Source organism: Cupriavidus mimosae (genome assembly GCF_023952485.1).
Classification (GTDB): Bacteria; Pseudomonadota; Gammaproteobacteria; order Burkholderiales; family Burkholderiaceae; genus Cupriavidus; species Cupriavidus taiwanensis_C.
Genome location: NZ_JALHRY010000005.1, coordinates 209,895 through 229,477, shown reverse-complemented (window position 1 = coordinate 229,477; position 19,583 = coordinate 209,895). Strand labels below are relative to the sequence as shown.

17 protein-coding genes are annotated in these 19,583 nt (G+C 66.5%); 2 read left to right on the top strand and 15 right to left on the bottom strand.

Features of this window, described 5'->3' with window-relative positions:
• Positions 1 to 15: 15 nt before the first annotated feature.
• Together MKD50_RS11700 and MKD50_RS11695 are read right to left on the bottom strand one after the other, a co-directional pair.
• Complete coding sequence (locus MKD50_RS11700) at positions 16 to 1,323, bottom strand: glycerate kinase type-2 family protein (protein ID WP_252667185.1); 1,308 nt, start codon at positions 1,321 to 1,323, stop codon at positions 16 to 18.
• Positions 1,320 to 2,393 (bottom strand): tartrate dehydrogenase, encoded by a 1,074-nt coding sequence (locus tag MKD50_RS11695; RefSeq protein ID WP_252667184.1) that lies wholly within the window; start codon positions 2,391 to 2,393, stop codon positions 1,320 to 1,322. Before MKD50_RS11695 ends, MKD50_RS11700 begins: the two co-directional genes overlap by 4 nt.
• A 156-nt stretch (positions 2,394 to 2,549) precedes the next feature.
• On the opposite strand from MKD50_RS11695, the gene MKD50_RS11690 reads away from it, so the two are divergent.
• Positions 2,550 to 3,380 (top strand): class II glutamine amidotransferase, encoded by an 831-nt coding sequence (locus tag MKD50_RS11690; RefSeq protein WP_062796820.1) that lies wholly within the window; start codon positions 2,550 to 2,552, stop codon positions 3,378 to 3,380.
• Positions 3,381 to 3,443: 63 nt separating this feature from the next.
• On the opposite strand, the gene MKD50_RS11685 is transcribed toward MKD50_RS11690, so the two are convergent.
• From MKD50_RS11685 to MKD50_RS11640, 10 genes are all read right to left on the bottom strand, one after another.
• Positions 3,444 to 4,178 (bottom strand): amino acid ABC transporter ATP-binding protein, encoded by a 735-nt coding sequence (locus MKD50_RS11685; RefSeq protein WP_115663026.1) that lies wholly within the window; start codon positions 4,176 to 4,178, stop codon positions 3,444 to 3,446.
• Positions 4,175 to 4,858, bottom strand: a complete 684-nt coding sequence (gltK, locus tag MKD50_RS11680; RefSeq protein WP_018008787.1) for a glutamate/aspartate ABC transporter permease GltK — start codon at positions 4,856 to 4,858, stop codon at positions 4,175 to 4,177. The genes MKD50_RS11685 and gltK overlap by 4 nt, the downstream gene beginning before the upstream one ends.
• A 9-nt stretch (positions 4,859 to 4,867) precedes the next feature.
• Positions 4,868 to 5,596, bottom strand: a complete 729-nt coding sequence (locus tag MKD50_RS11675; RefSeq protein WP_115705886.1) for an amino acid ABC transporter permease — start codon at positions 5,594 to 5,596, stop codon at positions 4,868 to 4,870.
• A gap of 63 nt (positions 5,597 to 5,659) precedes the next feature.
• On the bottom strand, positions 5,660 to 6,559 hold the full coding sequence (locus MKD50_RS11670; RefSeq protein WP_111518361.1) for a glutamate/aspartate ABC transporter substrate-binding protein: 900 nt from the start codon (positions 6,557 to 6,559) through the stop codon (positions 5,660 to 5,662).
• Between the two features lie 266 nt (positions 6,560 to 6,825).
• A complete protein-coding gene (locus MKD50_RS11665) occupies positions 6,826 to 8,133 on the bottom strand; it encodes a Glu/Leu/Phe/Val family dehydrogenase (protein ID WP_115705882.1) in 1,308 nt (435 codons plus the stop codon).
• Positions 8,134 to 8,251: 118 nt separating this feature from the next.
• Positions 8,252 to 9,196: a LysR family transcriptional regulator gene (locus MKD50_RS11660; RefSeq protein WP_115705880.1), complete on the bottom strand. Its 945-nt coding sequence runs from the start codon at positions 9,194 to 9,196 to the stop codon at positions 8,252 to 8,254.
• Positions 9,197 to 9,240: 44 nt separating this feature from the next.
• Entirely contained in the window at positions 9,241 to 10,014 is a 774-nt protein-coding gene (locus MKD50_RS11655; protein WP_252667257.1) for an ABC transporter permease, read from the bottom strand.
• A gap of 12 nt (positions 10,015 to 10,026) precedes the next feature.
• Complete coding sequence (locus MKD50_RS11650) at positions 10,027 to 10,887, bottom strand: ABC transporter ATP-binding protein (protein WP_252667183.1); 861 nt, start codon at positions 10,885 to 10,887, stop codon at positions 10,027 to 10,029.
• Entirely contained in the window at positions 10,884 to 12,026 is a 1,143-nt protein-coding gene (locus MKD50_RS11645; RefSeq protein WP_172582606.1) for an ABC transporter substrate-binding protein, read from the bottom strand. Before MKD50_RS11645 ends, MKD50_RS11650 begins: the two co-directional genes overlap by 4 nt.
• A gap of 200 nt (positions 12,027 to 12,226) precedes the next feature.
• Positions 12,227 to 14,125: an ABCB family ABC transporter ATP-binding protein/permease gene (locus MKD50_RS11640; RefSeq protein ID WP_115705874.1), complete on the bottom strand. Its 1,899-nt coding sequence runs from the start codon at positions 14,123 to 14,125 to the stop codon at positions 12,227 to 12,229.
• A gap of 113 nt (positions 14,126 to 14,238) precedes the next feature.
• On the opposite strand from MKD50_RS11640, the gene MKD50_RS11635 reads away from it, so the two are divergent.
• Complete coding sequence (locus tag MKD50_RS11635; protein ID WP_115705872.1) at positions 14,239 to 14,643, top strand: acyl-CoA thioesterase; 405 nt, start codon at positions 14,239 to 14,241, stop codon at positions 14,641 to 14,643.
• A gap of 223 nt (positions 14,644 to 14,866) precedes the next feature.
• On the opposite strand, the gene MKD50_RS11630 is transcribed toward MKD50_RS11635, so the two are convergent.
• From MKD50_RS11630 to MKD50_RS11620, 3 genes are all read right to left on the bottom strand, one after another.
• Complete coding sequence (locus MKD50_RS11630) at positions 14,867 to 15,643, bottom strand: enoyl-CoA hydratase (protein WP_115705870.1); 777 nt, start codon at positions 15,641 to 15,643, stop codon at positions 14,867 to 14,869.
• A gap of 133 nt (positions 15,644 to 15,776) precedes the next feature.
• Entirely contained in the window at positions 15,777 to 16,976 is a 1,200-nt protein-coding gene (locus tag MKD50_RS11625) for an acetyl-CoA C-acyltransferase (protein ID WP_252667256.1), read from the bottom strand.
• 21 nt (positions 16,977 to 16,997) lie between these two features.
• Positions 16,998 to 19,454: a 3-hydroxyacyl-CoA dehydrogenase/enoyl-CoA hydratase family protein gene (locus MKD50_RS11620; protein WP_252667182.1), complete on the bottom strand. Its 2,457-nt coding sequence runs from the start codon at positions 19,452 to 19,454 to the stop codon at positions 16,998 to 17,000.
• Positions 19,455 to 19,583 lie beyond the last annotated feature (129 nt).

Below are 19,583 nucleotides of genomic sequence, written 5' to 3'. Positions count from 1 at the left end.
GGGCGTTCGTCGAAATCAGAGAATCAGGATGGCGCGGTAGTCGTTGACATTGGTGCGCGTGGGGCCGGTGACCACCAGGTCGCCGATCGCATCGAACAGGCCCCAGGCGTCATGTGCGTCCAGCTGGCGTTGGCCCGGCAGGCCGGCGGCCTCGGCGCGCGCCAGCGTGGTCGGGTCGGCCAGCGCGCCGGCGTTGTCTTCCGAGCCGTCGATGCCGTCGGTGTCGGCGGCGATCGCGTGCACATCGGGCATGCCTGCCAGTTCGACCGCCAGCGACAGCAGGAACTCCGAGCAGCGCCCGCCGCGCGCCTTGGTCGCGCCGCCACCGGCCGGCAAAGTGACCGTGCACTCACCTCCGGAAATCAGCGCCACGGGCGTGGCGAACGGCGCATTGTACGCGCGAATCTCGCGCACCAGCGCGGCATAGACGCGGGCCACTTCGCGCGCCTCGCCCGTGACCGTGTCGCCCAGCACAACCGGCGTGATGCCGCGTTCGCGGAACAGCGCGGCGGCGGCCTCGAGACTGCCGTGGGCGGTGGCGATCATGATGTTGTCGACACGATCGAACAAGGGATCGCCGGGCTTGGGCGTCTCCGCCACCTCGCCGCGCGCGCCGCGTTCCAGGTGAGACTGCACGCTGGCCGGCACCAGCGCGCCGTAGCGGCGCAGGATCTGCAGCGCGTCATCGAACGTGCTCGGGTCCGCCACGGTCGGGCCCGAGGCAATTGCGCTGGGATCGTCGCCGGCCACGTCCGACACGATCAGCGTGGTCACCGGCGCCTGGCTGGCCTGCGCCAGCCGGCCGCCCTGGATGCGCGAGATGTGCTTGCGCACGATGTTCATGTCGGTGATCGGCGCGCCACAGCGCAGCAACTCCCGGGTAGTCGCCTTCAGGTCGGCCATCGGAATGCCCTCGGCCGGTAGCGACAGCAGGCTCGAGCCGCCGCCCGAGACCAGCACCAGCAGCCGGTCCTCCGGCGTCAGCGATTGCACCGCGGCCAGGATCTCGGCCGCGGCCTGCTCGCCCGATTCGTCGGGCACCGGATGGCCGGCCTCGATCACGCGGATATGGTCGGTCGGCATGCCGTGCGCGTAGCGCGTGACCACCAGCCCTTCCAGCGTGGCCCGGCCGGCGTAGGCGCGCTCGACCGCCGCGGCCATCGATGCCGCGGCCTTGCCCGCGCCCACCACCAGCGTGCGGCCGCCGGCGTGCGGCGGCGGCAGGTGCTGCGCGACGATCTGCAGCGGGTCGGCCGCCGCCACCGCGGCGTGGAAAGTCTCGAGCAGCAGTGCGCGGGCGTCCCCCGCGAACGCGGCGCTCACAGCGCCTCCGCGATGGTGCGGCCCAGGTCGGCAGTACCCGCCGTGCCGCCGATATCGCGCGTCAGCGGCGCGTGCTCCGGCCCGGCTGCCAGCACCTTCTCGATCGCGCCCAGCACCGCGGCGCCGGCCTCGTCATGGCCCAGGTGTTCCAGCATCATGGCGCCGCACCAGATCTGCCCGATCGGGTTGGCGACGCCGCGCCCGGCGATGTCCGGGGCCGAGCCATGCACCGGCTCGAACAGGCTGGGGAAGGTACGGTCCGGATTGATATTGCCCGACGGCGCAATGCCGATGGTGCCGGTGCAGGCCGGACCGAGATCGGACAGGATGTCGCCGAACAGGTTGCTCGCCACCACCACGTCGAACCAGTCCGGATGCTGGACGAAATGCGCGGTCAGGATGTCGATGTGGTACTTGTCGACCTTGATGCCGGGGAAATGCGCCGCCATCGCCTCGACCCGCTCGTCCCAGTACGGCATCGTGATCGAGATACCGTTGGACTTGGTCGCCGAGGTCAGGTGCTTTTTCGGTCGCTTCTGGGCCAATTCGAAGGCAAACTTCAGGATGCGGTCGACGCCGGTGCGGCTCATCACGGTTTCCTGCACCACGATCTCGCGCTCGGTGCCGGGGAACATGCGGCCGCCAATGCTGGAGTATTCGCCCTCGGTGTTCTCGCGCACCACGTAGAAATCGATGTCGCCGGGCTGGCGGCCGGCCAGCGGGCTGCGGATGCCCGGCATCAGCCGCACCGGGCGCAGGTTGACGTACTGGTCGAAGGAGCGGCGGAACTGCAGCAGCGAGCCCCACAGCGAGACATGGTCGGGCACCGTATCGGGCCAGCCAACTGCGCCGAAGTAGATGGCGTCGTACTTGACCAGCGTGTCGAACCAGTCGTCCGGCAGCATCTTGCCGTGGCGGGCGTAGTAGTCGCAGCTGGAAAAATCGAAGTGATCCCACTGGAAGTCGATGCCGAAACGGCGCGCCGCGGCGTCCATCACGCGGATGCCCTCGGGCATGACTTCCGTGCCGATTCCGTCTCCGGGAATCACGGCAATCTTGTATTGGCTCATCGTTCTCGGGATTGCTAGCAGGTAGGGTGGCGCCGGGGTTGGTCCCTTTCGACCGGACTGGAGCGCCCGCGGCTTGCTTGGCAGCGGCGCGGGCGCGCGGGATAATGCCTGCATTCTATTGCAAAGCGGCAGCCCCCTGCCGTCCGGTGCCCCGACATGTGCCAGCTGCTAGGCATGAACTGCGCCACGCCGACCGACGTGACGTTCTCCTTCACCGGCTTTGCCGCGCGCGGAGGCCTGACCGACCACCACGCCGACGGCTTCGGTGTCGCCTTCTTCGAAGACAAGGCCTGCCGCCTGTTCATCGACAACCAGTCCGCCGGCACCTCGCCGGTGGCGGACCTGATCAAGCGCTATCCGATCAAGTCCAAGAACGTCATCTCGCATATCCGCAAGGCCACGCAGGGCACCGTGCTGCTGGAAAACTGCCATCCGTTCATGCGCGAGCTGTGGGGCCGGCACTGGATCTTCGCCCACAACGGCGACCTGCACGGCTTCACCCCGTTCCTGTCCGGCGTCTACCAGCCGGTGGGCGACACCGACAGCGAACTGGCCTTCTGCACGCTGATGCAGGGGCTGCGCAAGCGCTTCCCGGGCTCGCAGCCGCCGCTGAACGAACTCGGCCACGCGCTGGCCGACATCACCCGCGAGATCACGCTGCACGGCGTGTTCAACTACCTGCTGTGCAACGGGCAGGCGCTGTTCGCGCACTGCTCGACCCGCCTCTACTACATCGTGCGGCAATGGCCGTTCTCGACCGCGCACCTGATCGATGCCGACCTGTCGATCGACTTCGCGCAGGTCACCACGCCCGACGACCGCGTCGCCGTGATCGCCACCGCCCCGCTGACGGACAACGAGACCTGGACCCAGTTCGCCCCGGGCGAGCTGATCATGTTCGAGCACGGGCGCCCGACCATGACGCTGACCGTGCCAATCCCGCCCGAAGTCCAGGCCAAGAACGCCGCCAATACGGCGTGTACCTGAGCCGTCGGCACAAAGGAAAAAGGGACGCCGACGCGTCCCTTTTTCCATGAGTCGGCAGTCCGCTCAGTGATGCAGGATCTTCGACAGGAACTGGCGCGCGCGCTCCGAACGGGCGTCGATATTGCCGAAGAACTCTTCCTTGTCGGCGTCCTCGACGATCTTGCCCTGGTCCATGAAAATCACGCGGTTGGCCACCTTGCGCGCGAAGCCCATCTCGTGGGTCACGCACATCATGGTCATGCCTTCCTGCGCCAGCTGCACCATCACGTCCAGCACTTCGTTGACCATCTCCGGGTCCAGCGCCGAGGTGGGCTCGTCGAACAGCATGCAAATCGGATCCATCGACAGCGCGCGCGCGATCGCCACGCGCTGCTGCTGGCCGCCCGACAGCTGGCCGGGGTACTTCTCGGCCTGGCTCTTCAGGCCCACGCGCTCCAGGTACTTCAGGCCCTTGGCCATGGCCTCGTCCTTGGAGCGGCCCAGGACCTTCATCTGTGCGATGGTCAGGTTCTCGGTGATCGACAGGTGCGGGAACAGCTCGAAGTTCTGGAACACCATGCCGACGCGCGAGCGCAGCTTGGGCAGGTTGGTCTTGGGATTGCCCACCGAGGTGCCGTCGACCAGGATGTCGCCCTTCTGGAACGGCTCCAGCGCGTTGACGGTCTTGATCAGCGTGGACTTGCCCGAGCCCGACGGGCCGCACACCACCACCACTTCACCCTTGGCAACCTTGGTGGTGCAGTCCGTCAGCACCTGGAACGAGCCGTACCACTTGGAAACGTTATTAATTTCGATCATACAGCCACCTTTTTCTGATAACGCTTGACCAGCAGCGAAGCGGAGAAACAAATGATGAAGTACACCAGGCCGGCGAACAGCAGCATCTCGACGATGCGGCCATCACGCTCGCCGATGCCGTAGGCCTGGCCGAAGAAGTCCGCCAGCGCGCTCACGTACACCAGCGACGTATCCTGGAACAGGATGATGCCCTGCGTCAGCAGCAGCGGCACCATGTTGCGGAACGCCTGCGGCAGGATCACCAGCCGCATCGACTGCCCGTAGGTCATGCCCAGCGCCTGCGCGGCAAACATCTGCCCGCGCGACACGCTCTGGATGCCCGCCCGGATGATCTCGGAATAGTACGCCGCCTCGAACAGCGCGAACGCCACCAGTGCCGAGGTCATGCGCAGGTCGGTCGCCGGCGACAGGTTGAAGATCCCCTGCAAGACCTGCGGGATGATCAGGAAGAACCACAACAGCACCATCACCAGCGGGATCGATCGGAAGATGGTCACGTACCCCTGCGCGAACCAGTTCAGCAGCCGGAACGACGACAGCCGCATCATCGCCAGGATGGTGCCCCAGATAATGCCGACCACCACCGCGGTGACGGTGATCTTGAGCGAGACCATCATGCCCTCGCCCAGCACGTGCAGCGTGGCCGGGTTGATCGAGGTGAAATCGAAGGAATAAGCCATGGCGCCCCCTTACTTGCCGCCGATGAAGCCGGGCACGCGCGTGCGGGCCTCGACCCAGCGCATCAGCAGCATCACCGTGATGTTGATCAGCGCGTACATCAGCGTGACCGCGATGAACGACTCATACGGGCGCGCGGTGTAGTCCACCAGCTGGCGCCCCTGCGCGGCCAGTTCCAGCAGGCCGATGGTCGACGCCACCGCCGAGTTCTTGAAGATGTTCAGGAACTCGGAGGTCAGCGGCGGCACGATCACGCGGAACGCCATCGGCAGCAGCACGTGGCGGTACGTCTGCGGCAGCGTGAAGCCCATCGCCAGGCCGGCATTCTTCTGCCCGCGCGCCAGCGAGTTGATGCCCGAGCGCACCTGCTCGCACACCCGCGCGGCGGTAAATGTCCCCAGGCACAGCATGGCGGCCAGGAACTGCTGCGCGAACGGGTTCATCTGCTTGATTGCCTCGCCGCCGGGCAGCAGTTCGGGCGCGACGAAATACCAGATGAACAGCTGCACCAGCAGCGGGATGTTGCGGAAAATCTCGACATAGGTGGCGGCAATGCCGGCCAGCCATTTGTTCGGCACCGTGCGCAGCACGCCGAGCACCGAGCCGATGGCCAGGGCAATGACCCAGGACGAAAGCCCCAGCGCGAGCGTGACCTTGAGGCCTGAGATCATCCAGTCCAGGTAGGTCTCGTTCTGGGCGGCCTGTTCGAGGAAAACTCCCCAATGCCAGTTGTAGTTCATGTTGCGTCCTCAAAAAGAAACGGAAGGACGAGCCTTCCGTTTCGCAGTGCTGTCAACGGCAGGTCAGTCCAGCGCCTTGTCGTTAGGCGCCTTGATCAGCGTCTTCATGTCTTCGGACAGCGGGAAGTCCAGGTTCAGGCCCTTGGGCGGAACCGGTTGCATGAACCACTTGGTGTACAGGGTGTTGATCGAGCCGTCCTTCATCATGCCGGAGATGACGTTGTCGGACAGCTTCTTGAACTGCGGGTCGTCCTTGCGGATCATGCAGCCGTAGGACTCGCGCGATTGCGGCTTGCCCACCACGATCCAGTCGGCCGGGTTCTTGGCCTTGGCGCGTTCGCCGTACAGCAGCGCGTCGTCCATCATGAAGGCGACCGCGCGGCCCGACTCCAGCGTCAGGAACGACTGGCCGTGGTCCTTGGTGCTGATGATGTTGACGCCCAGCTTCTGGTCATCGTTCATCTTGCGCAGCAGGCGCTCCGACGTGGTGCCGGCGGTGGTGACGACGTTCTTGCCCTTCAGGTCAGCCCAGTCCTTGATGCCGGCATCCTTCTTCACCATGATGCGCGTGCCGATGATGAAGATGGAGTTGGTGAAGGCAACCTGCTTCTGGCGTTCCAGGTTATTGGTGGTCGAGCCGCACTCGATATCGATGGTGCCGTTCTGCAGCAGCGTGATGCGGTTCTGCGAGGTGATCGGGATTTCCTTGACCTGCAGATTCGGCAGCTTCAGCTGGTCCTTGATGGCTTCCACGATCTTCATGTTGATATCGTAGGAATAGCCGACCTGGCGCACGCCGCCAAGGTTGTAGTTGAACGGAATCGACGATTCACGCACGCCGAGCGTGATGACGCCGGTGTCCTTGATCTTCTTCAGCGTGCCCGTCAGTTGTTCGGCTGCCTGTGCCGTCCCGCACATTACGCCCCCGGCAATCATCAGGGCAGCCAACTTGGCGAAATTCATAACATCTCCTTGACCATGAAGAGAAAGCGGGATTCAAAGAATAAAACCCCCACTGGTGAAACAGTATTGCGCAGCATCCGGCGCAATACAACTGGGTTTTCTCCTAGAACCTCACTTCGGGGCAATCCGTGCGCACCGCGTCCGGATACGACAACGCGGCCTCCGGCGCTTGCCGGAGACCGCGTCGGACGGTCATGAAGCCGGGGTCCGGGGCGATTATCGCGCTGCACCATACGAGTGCCTCGCCCCGGGCCTGCCTGCCCCGATCAGGGGTACAGGCCGCGCATCTCGCGCGCCTGCAGGATCCGCGTACAGGCCACGATGAACGCCGCCGTGCGCAGCGTCACCTTGTTTTCCTGTGCCACTTGCCAGATTGCCCGGAAGGCTTCTTGCATGATCCGTACCAGGCGCTGGTTGATCTCTTCCTCGGTCCAGAAGAAGCTGGAGAAATCCTGCACCCACTCGAAGTAGGACACGGTCACGCCGCCGGCATTGGCGATAACGTCCGGGCAGACCAGGATATTGCGCTCGCGCAGGATGTCATCGGCCTGCGGCGTGGTCGGGCCGTTGGCGCCCTCGATCACCAGCTTTGCCGTGATCTTCGGCGCGTTTTCGGCGGTAATCTGGCCTTCCAGCGCGGCCGGGATCAGGATGTCGCAGTCGACTTCCCAGAACTGCTCGCTACGCAGGACTTCGCCGCGGAAGCCGTCGATGGTGCCGCTGTGCGAGGCGTATTCCATCATCGCCGGCACGTCCAGGCCAGCCGGGTCGAACAGCGTGGTGCGGTGGTCCTGCACCGCCACCACCTTGGCACCGGCCTCATGGAACAGCTTGGCGGCGACGGCGCCGACATTGCCGAAGCCCTGCACCGCCACGCGCGCGCCCTTGACCTCGAGGCCGATATTGCGCGCGGCCTCGGAGCCGACCACGAACACGCCGCGGCCGGTGGCCTCGTGGCGGCCCAGCGAGCCGCCCAGCGAGATCGGCTTGCCGGTCACGACGCCGGTCGCGGTGCTGCCCGAGTTCATCGAATAGGTGTCCATCATCCACGCCATCACCTGTGCGTTGGTGTTGACGTCCGGCGCCGGGATGTCCTTGCTCGGCCCGATGATGATGTTGATTTCGCTGGTGTAGCGGCGCGTCAGGCGTTCCAGCTCGGCCTGCGACAGCGTGCGCGGGTCGACGCGGATGCCGCCCTTGGCACCGCCGTACGGCACGTTGACCGCTGCGTTCTTCACCGACATCCAGGCCGACAGCGCCATCACTTCGGACAGCGTCACGTCCTGGTGGAAGCGCACGCCGCCCTTGCCCGGGCCACGCGACAGGTTGTGCTGCACCCGGTAGCCCTCGAAATGGGCGATGGTGCCGTTGTCGAGCTCGATCGGAACATCGACGATCATCGCGCGCTTGGGGCGCTTCAGGGTCTCGACCCAGCGCGCCAGCGAGCCCAGGTAGGGCGTGACGCGGTCGACTTGCTGCAGGTAGATGCCCCAGGGGCCGAGATTGTCGGCGTTGAGGTAGGACGGAAGTGCGTGCTTTTGGCCAGCAGTGTTGGTCGGTGCTGCGGAAGACATCGGGGTAGGTTCCGGGGTGGAAGATGGGCGCAAGCTTAGGCTTGGCGGCCGCTCGGAATCCAATGCCGTTTGTTCATCGGGTTATGCAAGACACGCATAACGTTGGGAAAAACCATCGCTACGCTGAGGTCAGCGTCCCCCACACCTGGTCCACCAGTTGCCGCTTGCGCCGCGCCCCGGCGCGCCGTTCTCCGCCGTTCTCGCCCGGCTTCTCCCGATACAAGCGGATTTCCATATCGATCGACAGCGGCAGGCCGCGCGCCGACTCGGCCCGCACCAATCGCCCGGCCGCGACGTCGTCGCGTACCGCGCTTTCGGGCAGGAAGGCCATGCCGTGGCCGGACAGCGCCATCACCTTGAGCGCTTCGGCCATATCGGTCTCGTAGCATTTGTCGAGCTTGAGCGCCTCGGCGGTTTCGGCCAGCAGCAGCTCGACCATGCGGCCGAGGAAGGCGTTGGGCGTATAGCTGAGGAACGGCACCGGTTTCTTGTCGGTGCCCGGCAATCGGAACAGGGGCTTGCCGGCGGCATCCGGCACGCTGTAGGGCGAGAGCCGTTCGGTACCAAGCACCAGCATGTCGTACCGGGCCGGATCCAGCTGGATGGCCTGGCGCGCGTGGTGGTAGACCATCACCAGGTCGCAGCCGCCTTCGACCAGCATCAGCACCGCGTCATGGACATTGAGCGCGCGCAGCCGGCACGGCAGCGTGCCGAGCTTGCGCTCCAGCGCCTTGAGCCATTCCGGGAAGAAGGTCAGCGACAGCGTGTGCGGCACCGCGAATTCCAGCACCTGCGCGTTGGCCGAGCGCTGGCCGCGCATCAGTGCGCGGGTCTCGCTGACTTGCGCCAGCATCGCCAGCGCCTGCTCGTAGAAGACCTTGCCGGCCGGGGTAAGGCTGGTGGGATAGCTCGAGCGGTCGATCAGCTCGGTGCCGACCCACGCCTCCAGCGACTGGATCCGGCGCGAGAACGCCGGCTGCGTGACGTGGCGCAGTTCGGCCGAGCGCGAGAAGCTGTGCGTCTCGGCGAGGCTGACGAAGTCTTCAAGCCATTTGATTTCCATGACGCGGATTATCCACCGGCGCGCGGCGCTTCGCCAGCCGCCGCCTAGCTCCGGTGGGCCCAGCCGGTCATGCGCTTCTCGACCACCGCGAACAGCTCGTACATCGCCATCGCCATCACCGCGATCACCACCAACCCGGCAAAGGCCAGCGGCATCTTCATGGCGGAGCCGGCCGACACCAGCGGGTAGCCGATGCCCTCGTTGGCGGCATTCATCTCCGACACCGTGGTGCCGACAAAGGCCAGCGTGATCGCGACTTTCAGCGAGGCGAAGAAATACGGCAGCGCGCGCGGCAGGCCGACCTTGAACAGCACGTCGCGCCGTTTGGCGCCCAGCACGCGCAGCACGTCTTCCAGTTCCGGCTCCAGCGTGGCCAGGCCGGTGGCGATATTGACCATGATCGGGAAGAACGAGATCAGAAACGCGGTCAGGATCGCCGGGCCCGCGCCGAGCCCGAACCACACCACCAGGATCGGCACGAAGGCGGCCTTGGGCAGCGCGTTGAAGGCGGTCATCAGCGGGTAGCTGGCGGCATAAAGCAGCCGCGACGAGCCCATCGCCAGCCCGAGCAACACGCCCACGCCTATGGCCACGGCAAAACCCGCCATGGTGGTCCAGAAGGTGCGCCACGCATGGCCAGCGATTACGTCCGCGTAGTCGACCAGCGCGGTCGCGATCGCGGACGGCGTCGGCAGGATGAAGTCGGAGACATCGAAGGCCATGCACGCGCCCTGCCATAGCAGCAGCACCGCGGCCAGCAGCAGCCACGGCGCCACGCGTTGCACGCGGCGCTCTTGCGCGGAAGTCAAAGTCATCATCATCGTCGGGTCTCAGTGTTGGCGCACATGGCCTATTTTCTCGCGCAGCGTGTGCACCAGTTCGGCGAAGGGCTCGGTATAGGTCAGCTCGAGATCGCGCGGGCGCGGCAGGTCGATCTCCTTGCGCATCACGATGCGGCCGGGGCGCTGGCTCATGACATAGACCGTGTCGGCGAGGAACACCGCCTCGCGCAGGTCGTGCGTGACCAGGATCACGTTGAAGCGCTGCGCCTGCCACAGGTCGCGCAGCACGCACCACAGTTCCTCGCGGGTGAAGGCGTCGAGCGCGCCGAAGGGCTCGTCGAGCAGCAGCATGCGCGGCTGGTGGATCAGCGCGCGGCAGATCGACGCGCGCTGCTGCATGCCGCCGGACAGCTGCCACGGGTATTTGTCCTCGTAGCCGCCCAGGCCAACGGTATGCAGCAGCCGGCGGGCACGGTCGACGTATTCGTCGCGGCGTGCGCGCAGGGTCGAGCGGTAGGGCTCGACGATCTCCAGCGGCAGCATCACGTTGTCGAGCGTGGTGCGCCATGGCAGCAGCGTCGGCGCCTGGAACGCCATGCCCACCTGCTTGAGCGGCCCGCTCACCTTCTGACCGGCAACCTTGACAATGCCGCGCGTGGCGGGTTTCAGCCCGGTCGCCAGCTTCATGAAGGTGGACTTGCCGCAGCCGGACGGGCCGACGATGGCGATGAACTCGCCCGGCGCGGCCTGCAGCGACAGGTCTTCCACCGCGAACTCGCCTTGGCTCGCAAGCGCATCGTCGTAGGCCAGCCACACCCGATTGAAATCGACGAAGGGCTCGACGGGCGCGGTCGCCGCAATCGCCGCAGTTGCAACGGCCGGCTTGGATTCAGCCAGGCGCGCCATCATCGCAGCACATCCAGTTCGGCCGCGCTCGGCAGGTATGCGTCGGTCCACAGCGCATCGGCGTTGATACGACCCTTGGTGCCGAAGGCATCGGCCACCTGCGAGGCCATCAGCGACAGGCGCGGCTTGCTGACACGGCCAAAGCCCTCGGCCCTGGCGTCGGGCGAGCGGACCACGCTGTCCAGCGCCAGCTTCAGCCGGCGCGTTTCCAGCTTCTCGTCGATGATGCCGTCGCGCGCCTTGAGCGCCCGGATGCCCTCTTCCGGGCGGGCGATCACGTCGCGCGCCGACTTGCTGAAGGCGCGCAGGAACGCCTTCACCGCCTCCGGGTTCTTCCTGATGAATTCCTCGGAAGCGATCACGGCGTTGCCGTACAGCTTCACGCCGAACTGCGGGTATGGCAGCACCACGATGTCCTCGTCCTTCAAGCCGCGCGCGTTCAGGTTCAGGATCGACGTGAACGAGAAGCCGGTGATGGCATCCAGATCGCCGCGCACCAGCATGGTCTCGCGCAGCGTCGGGTCCATCGCCTGCCAGTTGAACGACGAGGCCTGCAGGCCATTGGCCCGGGCGAAGATGGGGAAGGCGCGGCGGCCGGCGTCGAATACCGGCGCGCCCAGGCGCTTGCCGGACAGGTCCTTCGGCGCGCGGATGCCCGACTTCTTCAGCGCGAGGATGGCCGCGGGCGTGTTGTTGTAGACCATCATCACGGCCACCGGCTTGTTCTTCGCGTCGGGGTTATTGCCGTAGAACTCCATCACCGACGACATGTCGGCGAAGCCCATGTCATAGGTGCCCGAGGCCACGCGGTTGACCACGTTGCCCGAGCCGTTGCCGGCATCGATCGCGACTTCCAGCTTCTCGGCCTTGTAGTAGCCCTTCTGCTCGCCGAGCAGGAACAGCGCCGCCGGCCCTTCGAAGCGCCAGTCGAGCTGGAACCGGACCTTGGTGGACGCAGCCTGCGCGTGGGCCGCGCCGGCGAATGATGTCGACAGCACCAGGCTGGTGCCGAGCATTGCGCCCAGCTTCAGCAGGCGGCGGCGTGCCGAAGCGCGGGCCAGGCACGCACCGGCATCGCCAGCGCCTTCGGTGGCAGCCGTGAAAACGCCGGGCAACACTTGCGCAGCGCGGGATTTGGGCATGGCATCTCTCCGTGGATGGTGATTTCGGAGGGATCCGTCCGCAAGGGACATGCCAGCGTTGCAAGCTCCATTTCAGGGAGTGCCCGCACGCGATTGTCGAACCAGAAATGGGCGCGGCGATTGCCGCGGCGGCATCGCCGGCAGCGATTGCCGACAATCCGCGCCGCGCCCTGGTGCAAACCGGCGCGGCGGATAGCGGCTCAGGCGTCCTGGGTGGCGTCACCCACGTCGAGCGCGAGCGCCTCGCCGCCGACCGCGTCGCCGCCCCGGGCGGCGGCGCGCGCCTGGATGTCCCACATCTCGGCATAGCGCCCGCCCGCGCGCATCAGCTGCGCATGAGTGCCGCGCTCGACGATGCGGCCGTGGTCCATCACCAGGATCTGGTCGGCGTGGACCACGGTGGAGAGCCGGTGCGCGATCAGCAGCGTGGTGCGGTTCTGCGCCAGCCGCATCAGTTCGGCCTGGATCGCCTGCTCGGTGCGCGAATCCAGCGCCGAGGTGGCCTCGTCGAACACCAGCACCGGCGGGTTCTTCAGCAGCGTGCGCGCGATCGCCACGCGCTGCTTCTCGCCGCCGGACAGCTTCAGGCCGCGCTCGCCCACGGGCGTGTCGTAGCCCTGCGGCAGCTCGCGGATAAAGGCGTCGATCTGCGCCGCCTGCGCCGCGGCGATGACTTCCTCACGGGTCGCGTCGGGACGGCCGTAGGCGATGTTGTAGTAGATGCTGTCGTTGAACAGCACGGTGTCCTGCGGCACGATGCCGATGGCGCGGCGCAGGCTGTCCTGCGTGATGGCGCGGATGTCCTGGCCGTCGATCTCGATGGCGCCGCCGCCGACGTCGTAGAAGCGGAACAGCAGCCGCGCCAGCGTCGACTTGCCCGAACCGCTGTGCCCCACCACCGCGGTGGTGCTGCCCGCCGCAATGGTGAAATCCACGCCGTCCAGGATCAGGCGGTCGGATTCGTAGCTGAAGCGCACGTCGCGGAAACGCACCTGCGCGCCGCCGACCCGCAGCGCCGGCGCGTCCGGCGCGTCGGCCACCTCCTGGTGCGTGCCCAGCAGCACGAACATGCGGTCCATGTCGGTGGTTGCCTGCTTGATCTCGCGGTAGATCACGCCGAGGAAGTTCAGCGGGATATAGAGCTGGATCATCAGCGTGTTGACCAGCACCAGATCGCCCAGCGTCAGCTTGCCGTCGACCACGCCCACCGTGGCGCGCCACAGGATCAGGATCAGGCCGATGGCGATGATGGCCTGCTGGCCGAAGTTCAGGAACGACAGCGAATTCTGCGAGCGGATCGCCGCGGTGCGGTACTTGCGCAGGTTTTCGTCGTAGCGCTGCGCCTCGTAGGCTTCGTTGCCGAAGTACTTGACGGTCTCGAAGTTCAGCAGCGAATCGATCGCCTTCTGGTTGGCGCGCGAATCCAGCTCGTTCATGCGGCGGCGGAAGTGCGTGCGCCATTCCGTCACGACGATGGTGAAGACGATATAACCCACCAGCGCGCAACCGGTGATGGCGGCGAACCAGATGTCGTAGTGCAGGATGAAGAAACCGATCACCAGCGCCATTTCCACCAGCGTGGGCAGGATGCTGTACAGCGAATACGAAATCAGCGACTGGATGCCGCGCGTGCCGCGCTCGATGTCGCGGCTCATGCCGCCGGTCTGGCGGTCCAGATGGAAACGCAGCGACAGCGCATGCAGGTGCCGGAACACCTGCAGCGCAACCTCGCGCACGGCGCTCTGCGTGACCTTGGAAAAGAGGATTTCCCGCAACTCGGTGAACAGCGTCGCGGACAGGCGCAGCATGCCGTAGGCAACGATCAGCCCGACCGGCACCACCAGCAGCGCGCGCGGGTCGCCCGCGGTGATGTTCATGCTGTCGATCAGCCGCTTCATCAGCACCGGCACGCCCAGGTTGGCCACCTTGGCCGCGACCAGGCAGGCGAGCGCCAGCATCACGCGCCACTTGTAGTGCCAGACATACGGCAGCAGGTTGCGCACGGTCTGCCAGTCGCTGCGGGGGGCGCGCTGGCCGGGAAAGAGCTTGACCGAGGCAGTGTCGGGGGCCTGCTCGGCGGTCGTGGAATAGCGGCGCATACGTTAGAATCCGGGCCAATGCGCGATTGTCGCAGAGATCGCGTTGCGCGGCTGGCGAAGGGTTTTTCGTCGCGGCCCGCGCCCCCCCTCCAGAAGTTCACCCGCATACCGTCATGAACGCTCCCCATACTGTCCCCGCCCTGCCCGCCGGCAAGAATCCCGCGCTGCGCGTAGTGCCGATGCCTGCCGACGCCAACGTGCACGGCGATGTGTTCGGCGGCTGGATCATGGCGCAGGTGGATATTGCGGGATCGATCCCGGCGGTCGAGCGCGCGCAAGGCCGCGTCGCGACCGTGGCGGTCAATTCCTTCCTGTTCAAGCACCCGGTCTTCGTCGGCGACCTGGTGAGCTTCTATGCCGAGATCGTCAAGACCGGACGCACCTCGATCACGGTCGAGGTGGAGGTCTATGCGCAGCGCATGCGGCATAGCAATGAGATCGTCAAGGTGACGGAGGCTACGTTGACGTATGTGGCGACGGATGAATCGCGGCAGCCGCGGGTGTTGCCGACGGCGTGAACCGCCAAAGGCCGATCGATTCCCTACTGTTTGCTCCCTCTCCCGCTTGCGGGAGAGGGTTGGGGTGAGGGCGGGCGCTGGCCGAAGCTATCGCGCTGGAAAAAACGTTGGCCCCGCTTTATGTGGCGCCTTGCTAGTCCACCCCTCACCCCGGCCCTCGCCCCATGAGGGGAGAGGGAGAACACCTTGCTTCGGCGAGATCAAGCGGCTTGGGAGCACTCCCTCACGCAAACTTCCTAAAATCCGGCTTCCGCTTCTCAAAAAACGCGCTGAACGCCTCCTTTGCCTCCGGCGCCACCAGCATGCGTCGGAACACCGCGCCCTCGTCGGCCATCTGCTTTTCCACTTCCGCCATTGCCCCCGCCTTCATCAGGCGCTTGGTCTCGCGCAGCGACGATGCCGGCAAGGCCGCCAGCTTGCGTGCCTGTGCCAGCGCGAAGTCATGCAGCTCGGCCACCGGCAGCACCCGCGTCACCAGCCCGATCTCAAGCGCCTCCTGCGCGCTGAAGGCCTCGCCCAGCAGCAGCTTCTCGGCCGCGCGCTGGTAGCCGGCCAGCCGCGGCAGCAGCAGACTGCTTGCGGCCTCCGGGCACAGCCCCAGCTGCACGAACGGCAGCGACAGCTTGGCGGTGTCGGACGCATAGACCAGGTCGCAGTGCAGCAGCAGGGTTGTGCCCACACCCACCGCCGCGCCGCTGACCGCCGCCACCACCGGCTTGCTGGCATGGCTGATCTGGTGCAGGAACTGGAACACCGGGGCCGCTTCGGCGCCCTCGCCCGCGCCGGGCGGGCGCTGCATGAAATCTTCGAGGTCGTTGCCGGCGGTGAAGATTTCGGGCTTGCCGCGCAGCAGGATGGCGCGCACGGCGGTATCGGTGTCGGCCGCGCGCAGCGCGTCGGCCAGCGACTGGTACATCGCCGCGGTGATGGCGTTCTTCTTGTCGATGCGGTCGAATTCGAGCGTCAGGATGCCTTGCTCGATGCTGGTACGGATGCTCATGGTGTCCTCGTCGGTGGGGATTATTCGAAAGGCGGCGGCGATTCGGCAAGGTAGCTGAGCCCGAACGCGCGCGCGCCGACATTCACCCGATGCAGAAGGGCGGGATGGCCCCCGGGCCATCCCGCGGACGCGTTTATACGCGCTCGAAGATGCCTGCGGCGCCCATGCCCGTGCCGACGCACATGGTGACCATGCCGTACTTCAGGTTGTGGCGGCGCAGCGCGTGCACCACCGTGGCCGAGCGGATCGCACCGGTGGCACCGAGCGGGTGGCCAAGCGCGATCGCGCCGCCCATGCGGTTGACCCGGGCGGGATCCAGTTGCAGGTCGCGCATCACCGCCAGCGATTGCGCGGCGAAGGCTTCGTTCAGTTCGATCCAGTCGAGCTGGTCCTGGCTCAGGCCCGCCGCCTTCAGCGCCGCCGGGATCGCTTCCTTGGGGCCGATGCCCATGATCTCGGGCGGCACGCCGCGCACCGCGAACGAGACGAAGCGCGCCAGCGGCACCAGGTTGAACTGCTTCAGGATCTTCTCCGAGACCAGGATCAGCGCGCCGGCGCCGTCGGAGGTCTGCGAGCTGTTGCCGGCGGTGACGCTGCCCTTGTTGGCAAACACCGGGCGCAGCTTGCCCAGCCCCTCGAGCGAGGTATCCGGGCGCGGGCCTTCATCCAGCGCGATGGTGCGGGTCTTCACGCTGACCTGGCCGCTGGCGAGGTCGGGGAAGCGCTCGATGGTCTCGACCGGCGTGATCTCGTCGCGGAACTCGCCGGCCTGCTGCGCGGCGATGGCCTTCTGGTGCGACGCCAGCGAAAACGCGTCCTGGTCCTCGCGGCTGACCTGCCACTGCTGCGCCACCTTCTCGGCGGTCAGGCCCATGCCGTAGGCGATGCCGACGTTCTCGTCGCGGGTGAAGATCTCCGGCGACATCGACGGCGTGTTGCCCATCATCGGCACCATGCTCATCGACTCCACGCCGGCGGCGATCATCACGTCGGACTCGCCCACGCGGATACGGTCGGCGGCCATCGCCACCGCGCTCAGGCCCGAGGCACAGAAGCGGTTGACGGTGATGCCGCCGACGGTGTTCGGCAGCCCCGACAGCAGCGCGCCGATGCGGGCCACGTTCAGGCCCTGCTGCGCCTCCGGGATGGCGCAGCCGACAATGGCGTCTTCGATCAGCTTCGGGTCCAGGTTCGGCACCTGTGCCACCGCAGCCTTCAGGATGGTGGCCAGCAGGTCGTCCGGGCGCGTGTGCTTGAACGCGCCCTTGGGGGCCTTGCCGATCGGCGAGCGGGTGGCCGCAACGATGTATGCGTCTTGCAGTTGTTTCATGATGTCGGTTCCTCGCTTGCCCTGTTAGTTACGCACCGGCTTGCCGGTCTGCAGCATGCCCATGATGCGCTCCTGCGTCTTGCCGGTACCCAGCAGGTCGACGAAAGCCTTGCGCTCGAGCGCCAGCAGCCATTCCTCGCTGACCAGCGCACCGGCGTCGACGTCGCCGCCGCACACCACTTCGGCAATGCGGCTGGCGATCAGGAAATCGTGCGCCGAGATAAAGCCGCCGTCGCGCATGTTGACCAGCGACGCCTTGATGGTGGCCACGCCGGAACGGCCGGCAACCGGGGTCAGCGTCGGCAGCGGCGCGCGGTAGCCGGCGTCGGCCAGCGCGCGCACGGCGTTCTGAGCCACGTGCAGCAGCTCATGCACGTTGAAGACGATCTGATCGGATGGCTGCAGGTAGCCCATCTGGCGCGCTTCGAGCGCCGAGCCCGAGACCTTCGCCATGGCCGCGCTCTGGAAGCGGCTGGTCAGGAACTGCAGGATGTTGGTGCTGCCCGCGGCCTGCGCCGCGCGCGCGGCCGCCAGCGCGGCTTCCTTCAAACCGCCGCCAGCCGGCACCAGGCCCACGCCCACTTCGACCAGGCCGATATAGGTTTCCAGCGCGGCCACACGCGCGGCCGAGTGCAGCATCAGCTCGCAGCCGCCGCCCAGGGCGATGCCCGACGCCGCCGACACCACCGGCACCGCGGCGCACTTCACGCGCATCATGCCGTCCTGGAATTTCTTCACGAATGGCTCGATGCCCTTGGCGCCGCCCATCATGAAGGCGGGCATCGCCGCTTCCAGGTTGGCGCCGGCCGAGAACGGGCCGCCCGGCGCGCCCAGCTGCAGCGAGGTCGGCTGCCACACCACCAGGCCCTTGTAGCCGGCCTCGGCCAGGTCGATGGCGCGGGTCAGGCCGTCGATCACGTCGGGCCCGATGGTGTTCATCTTGCTCTTGAACGAGACCACCAGCACGTCGTCCTGGCCTTCGCTGACCCAGATGCGCACGGCGTCGTGTTCCTCGACGGTGCGGCCCGCCTTGCGCGGATCGACCGCTTCGCTGCCCTTCAGCGCGGCACGGAACACCTGGCGCTGGTACACCGGCAAGGTGCTGCGCGCGACGAACGACTGCGTCGCCGGCGACCACGAACCTTCGGCGGCATGCACGCCCTGGCGCTCGGCGACGGGGCCTTCAAAGACCCATGCCGGCAGCGGCGCGGCCGAGAGCGCCTTGCCGCTTTCCACATCTTCCTTGACCCACTCGGCCACCTGCTTCCAGCCGGCCGACTGCCAGTCCTCGAACGGACCGGAGTTCCAGCCGAAGCCCCAGCGGATCGCCAGGTCGATATCGGCGGCGGAACCGGCGATCTGCTCCAGGTACACGGCGATGTAGTGGAACACGTCGCGGAACACCGCCCACAGGAACTGCGCCTGCGGGTTGGTCGACTCGCGCAGCAGCCTGATGCGCTCGGCCGGCTCCTTCTTCAGCATGCGCACGACGATCTCGTCGGCCTTCTTGCCCGACTCGACATACTGGCCGGTGCTGGCGTCGAGCACCTTGATCGCCTTGCCTTCCTTCTTGTAGAAGCCGGCGCCGGTCTTCTGCCCGAGCGCGCCCGCGTCGACCAGGCCCTTGAGCACGGCCGGGGTCTGGTAGACCGATGCGAACGGGTCATCGTGCAGGTTGTCCTGCATGGTCTTGATCACATGCGCCATGGTGTCCAGGCCGACCACGTCCGCGGTGCGGAAGGTGGCGGACTTGGCGCGGCCCAGCTTGGAACCGGTCAGGTCGTCGACCACGTCGAACGGGATGCCGAACTTCTCGGCCTCGGCGAACACCGCCAGGATCGAGAAGATGCCGACGCGGTTGGCGATGAAGTTGGGCGTGTCCTTGGCGCGCACCACGCCCTTGCCGAGCGTGGTGGTCAGGAAGCCTTCCAGCTGGTCGAGGATCTGCGGCTGCGTGGTCGCGGTCGGGATCAGCTCGACCAGGTGCATGTAGCGCGGCGGATTGAAGAAGTGGACCCCGCAGAAGCGCGACTTCAGGTCATCACCAAACCCATCGGACAGCGCGTTGATCGACAGGCCCGAGGTATTGGTGGCGAAGATGGCATGCGCGGCCAGGTGCGGCGCGACCTTCTTGTACAGGTCGTGCTTCCAGTCCATGCGCTCGGCGATCGCCTCGATCACCAGGTCGCACTCTTTCAGCAGCGCGATATCGTCCTCGTAGTTGGCCGCCCGGATCAGGCCGGCCTCGTCCTTCAGGCCCAGCGGCGCGGGCGAGAGCTTCTTCAGGTTGTCGATGGCGCGCAGGGCGATGCCGTTCTTCGCGACCGGGGAAGCGGACGGGGCCCCTCCCCCGTCCTTGTCCTTGGCGGGAAGGTCGAACAGCACCACGGGCACGCGCGCGTTGATCAGGTGGGCGGCAATCTGCGCGCCCATGACGCCGGCACCCAGCACGGCGACTTTCTTGACGATGAAATTGGACATGCTCGCTCCTGGATTAGTGAGCGTTGAGGTGAGAGTTTTTGCGCGAGAGCGCTTCCATTGCCAGCGGCCTGCTCCCCTCTCCCATTTATGGGAGAGGGGTTGGGGGAGAGGGCAGGCGCTTCGACGAAG

Coding starts and splice junctions, on each gene's coding strand:
- MKD50_RS11660 (WP_115705880.1), bottom strand. CDS start 9,196: ATGGAAATCAAATGGCTTGAAGACTTCGTCAGCCTCGCCGAGACGCAC.
- MKD50_RS11650 (WP_252667183.1), bottom strand. CDS start 10,887: ATGATGGCGCGCCTGGCTGAATCCAAGCCGGCCGTTGCAACTGCGGCG.
- MKD50_RS11685 (WP_115663026.1), bottom strand. CDS start 4,178: ATGATCGAAATTAATAACGTTTCCAAGTGGTACGGCTCGTTCCAGGTG.
- MKD50_RS11665 (WP_115705882.1), bottom strand. CDS start 8,133: ATGTCTTCCGCAGCACCGACCAACACTGCTGGCCAAAAGCACGCACTT.
- gltK (WP_018008787.1), bottom strand. CDS start 4,858: ATGGCTTATTCCTTCGATTTCACCTCGATCAACCCGGCCACGCTGCAC.
- MKD50_RS11640 (WP_115705874.1), bottom strand. CDS start 14,125: ATGCGCCGCTATTCCACGACCGCCGAGCAGGCCCCCGACACTGCCTCG.
- MKD50_RS11645 (WP_172582606.1), bottom strand. CDS start 12,026: ATGCCCAAATCCCGCGCTGCGCAAGTGTTGCCCGGCGTTTTCACGGCT.
- MKD50_RS11690 (WP_062796820.1), top strand. CDS start 2,550: ATGTGCCAGCTGCTAGGCATGAACTGCGCCACGCCGACCGACGTGACG.
- MKD50_RS11620 (WP_252667182.1), bottom strand. CDS start 19,454: ATGTCCAATTTCATCGTCAAGAAAGTCGCCGTGCTGGGTGCCGGCGTC.
- MKD50_RS11630 (WP_115705870.1), bottom strand. CDS start 15,643: ATGAGCATCCGTACCAGCATCGAGCAAGGCATCCTGACGCTCGAATTC.
- MKD50_RS11655 (WP_252667257.1), bottom strand. CDS start 10,014: ATGATGACTTTGACTTCCGCGCAAGAGCGCCGCGTGCAACGCGTGGCG.
- MKD50_RS11670 (WP_111518361.1), bottom strand. CDS start 6,559: ATGAATTTCGCCAAGTTGGCTGCCCTGATGATTGCCGGGGGCGTAATG.
- MKD50_RS11635 (WP_115705872.1), top strand. CDS start 14,239: ATGAACGCTCCCCATACTGTCCCCGCCCTGCCCGCCGGCAAGAATCCC.
- MKD50_RS11675 (WP_115705886.1), bottom strand. CDS start 5,596: ATGAACTACAACTGGCATTGGGGAGTTTTCCTCGAACAGGCCGCCCAG.
- MKD50_RS11695 (WP_252667184.1), bottom strand. CDS start 2,393: ATGAGCCAATACAAGATTGCCGTGATTCCCGGAGACGGAATCGGCACG.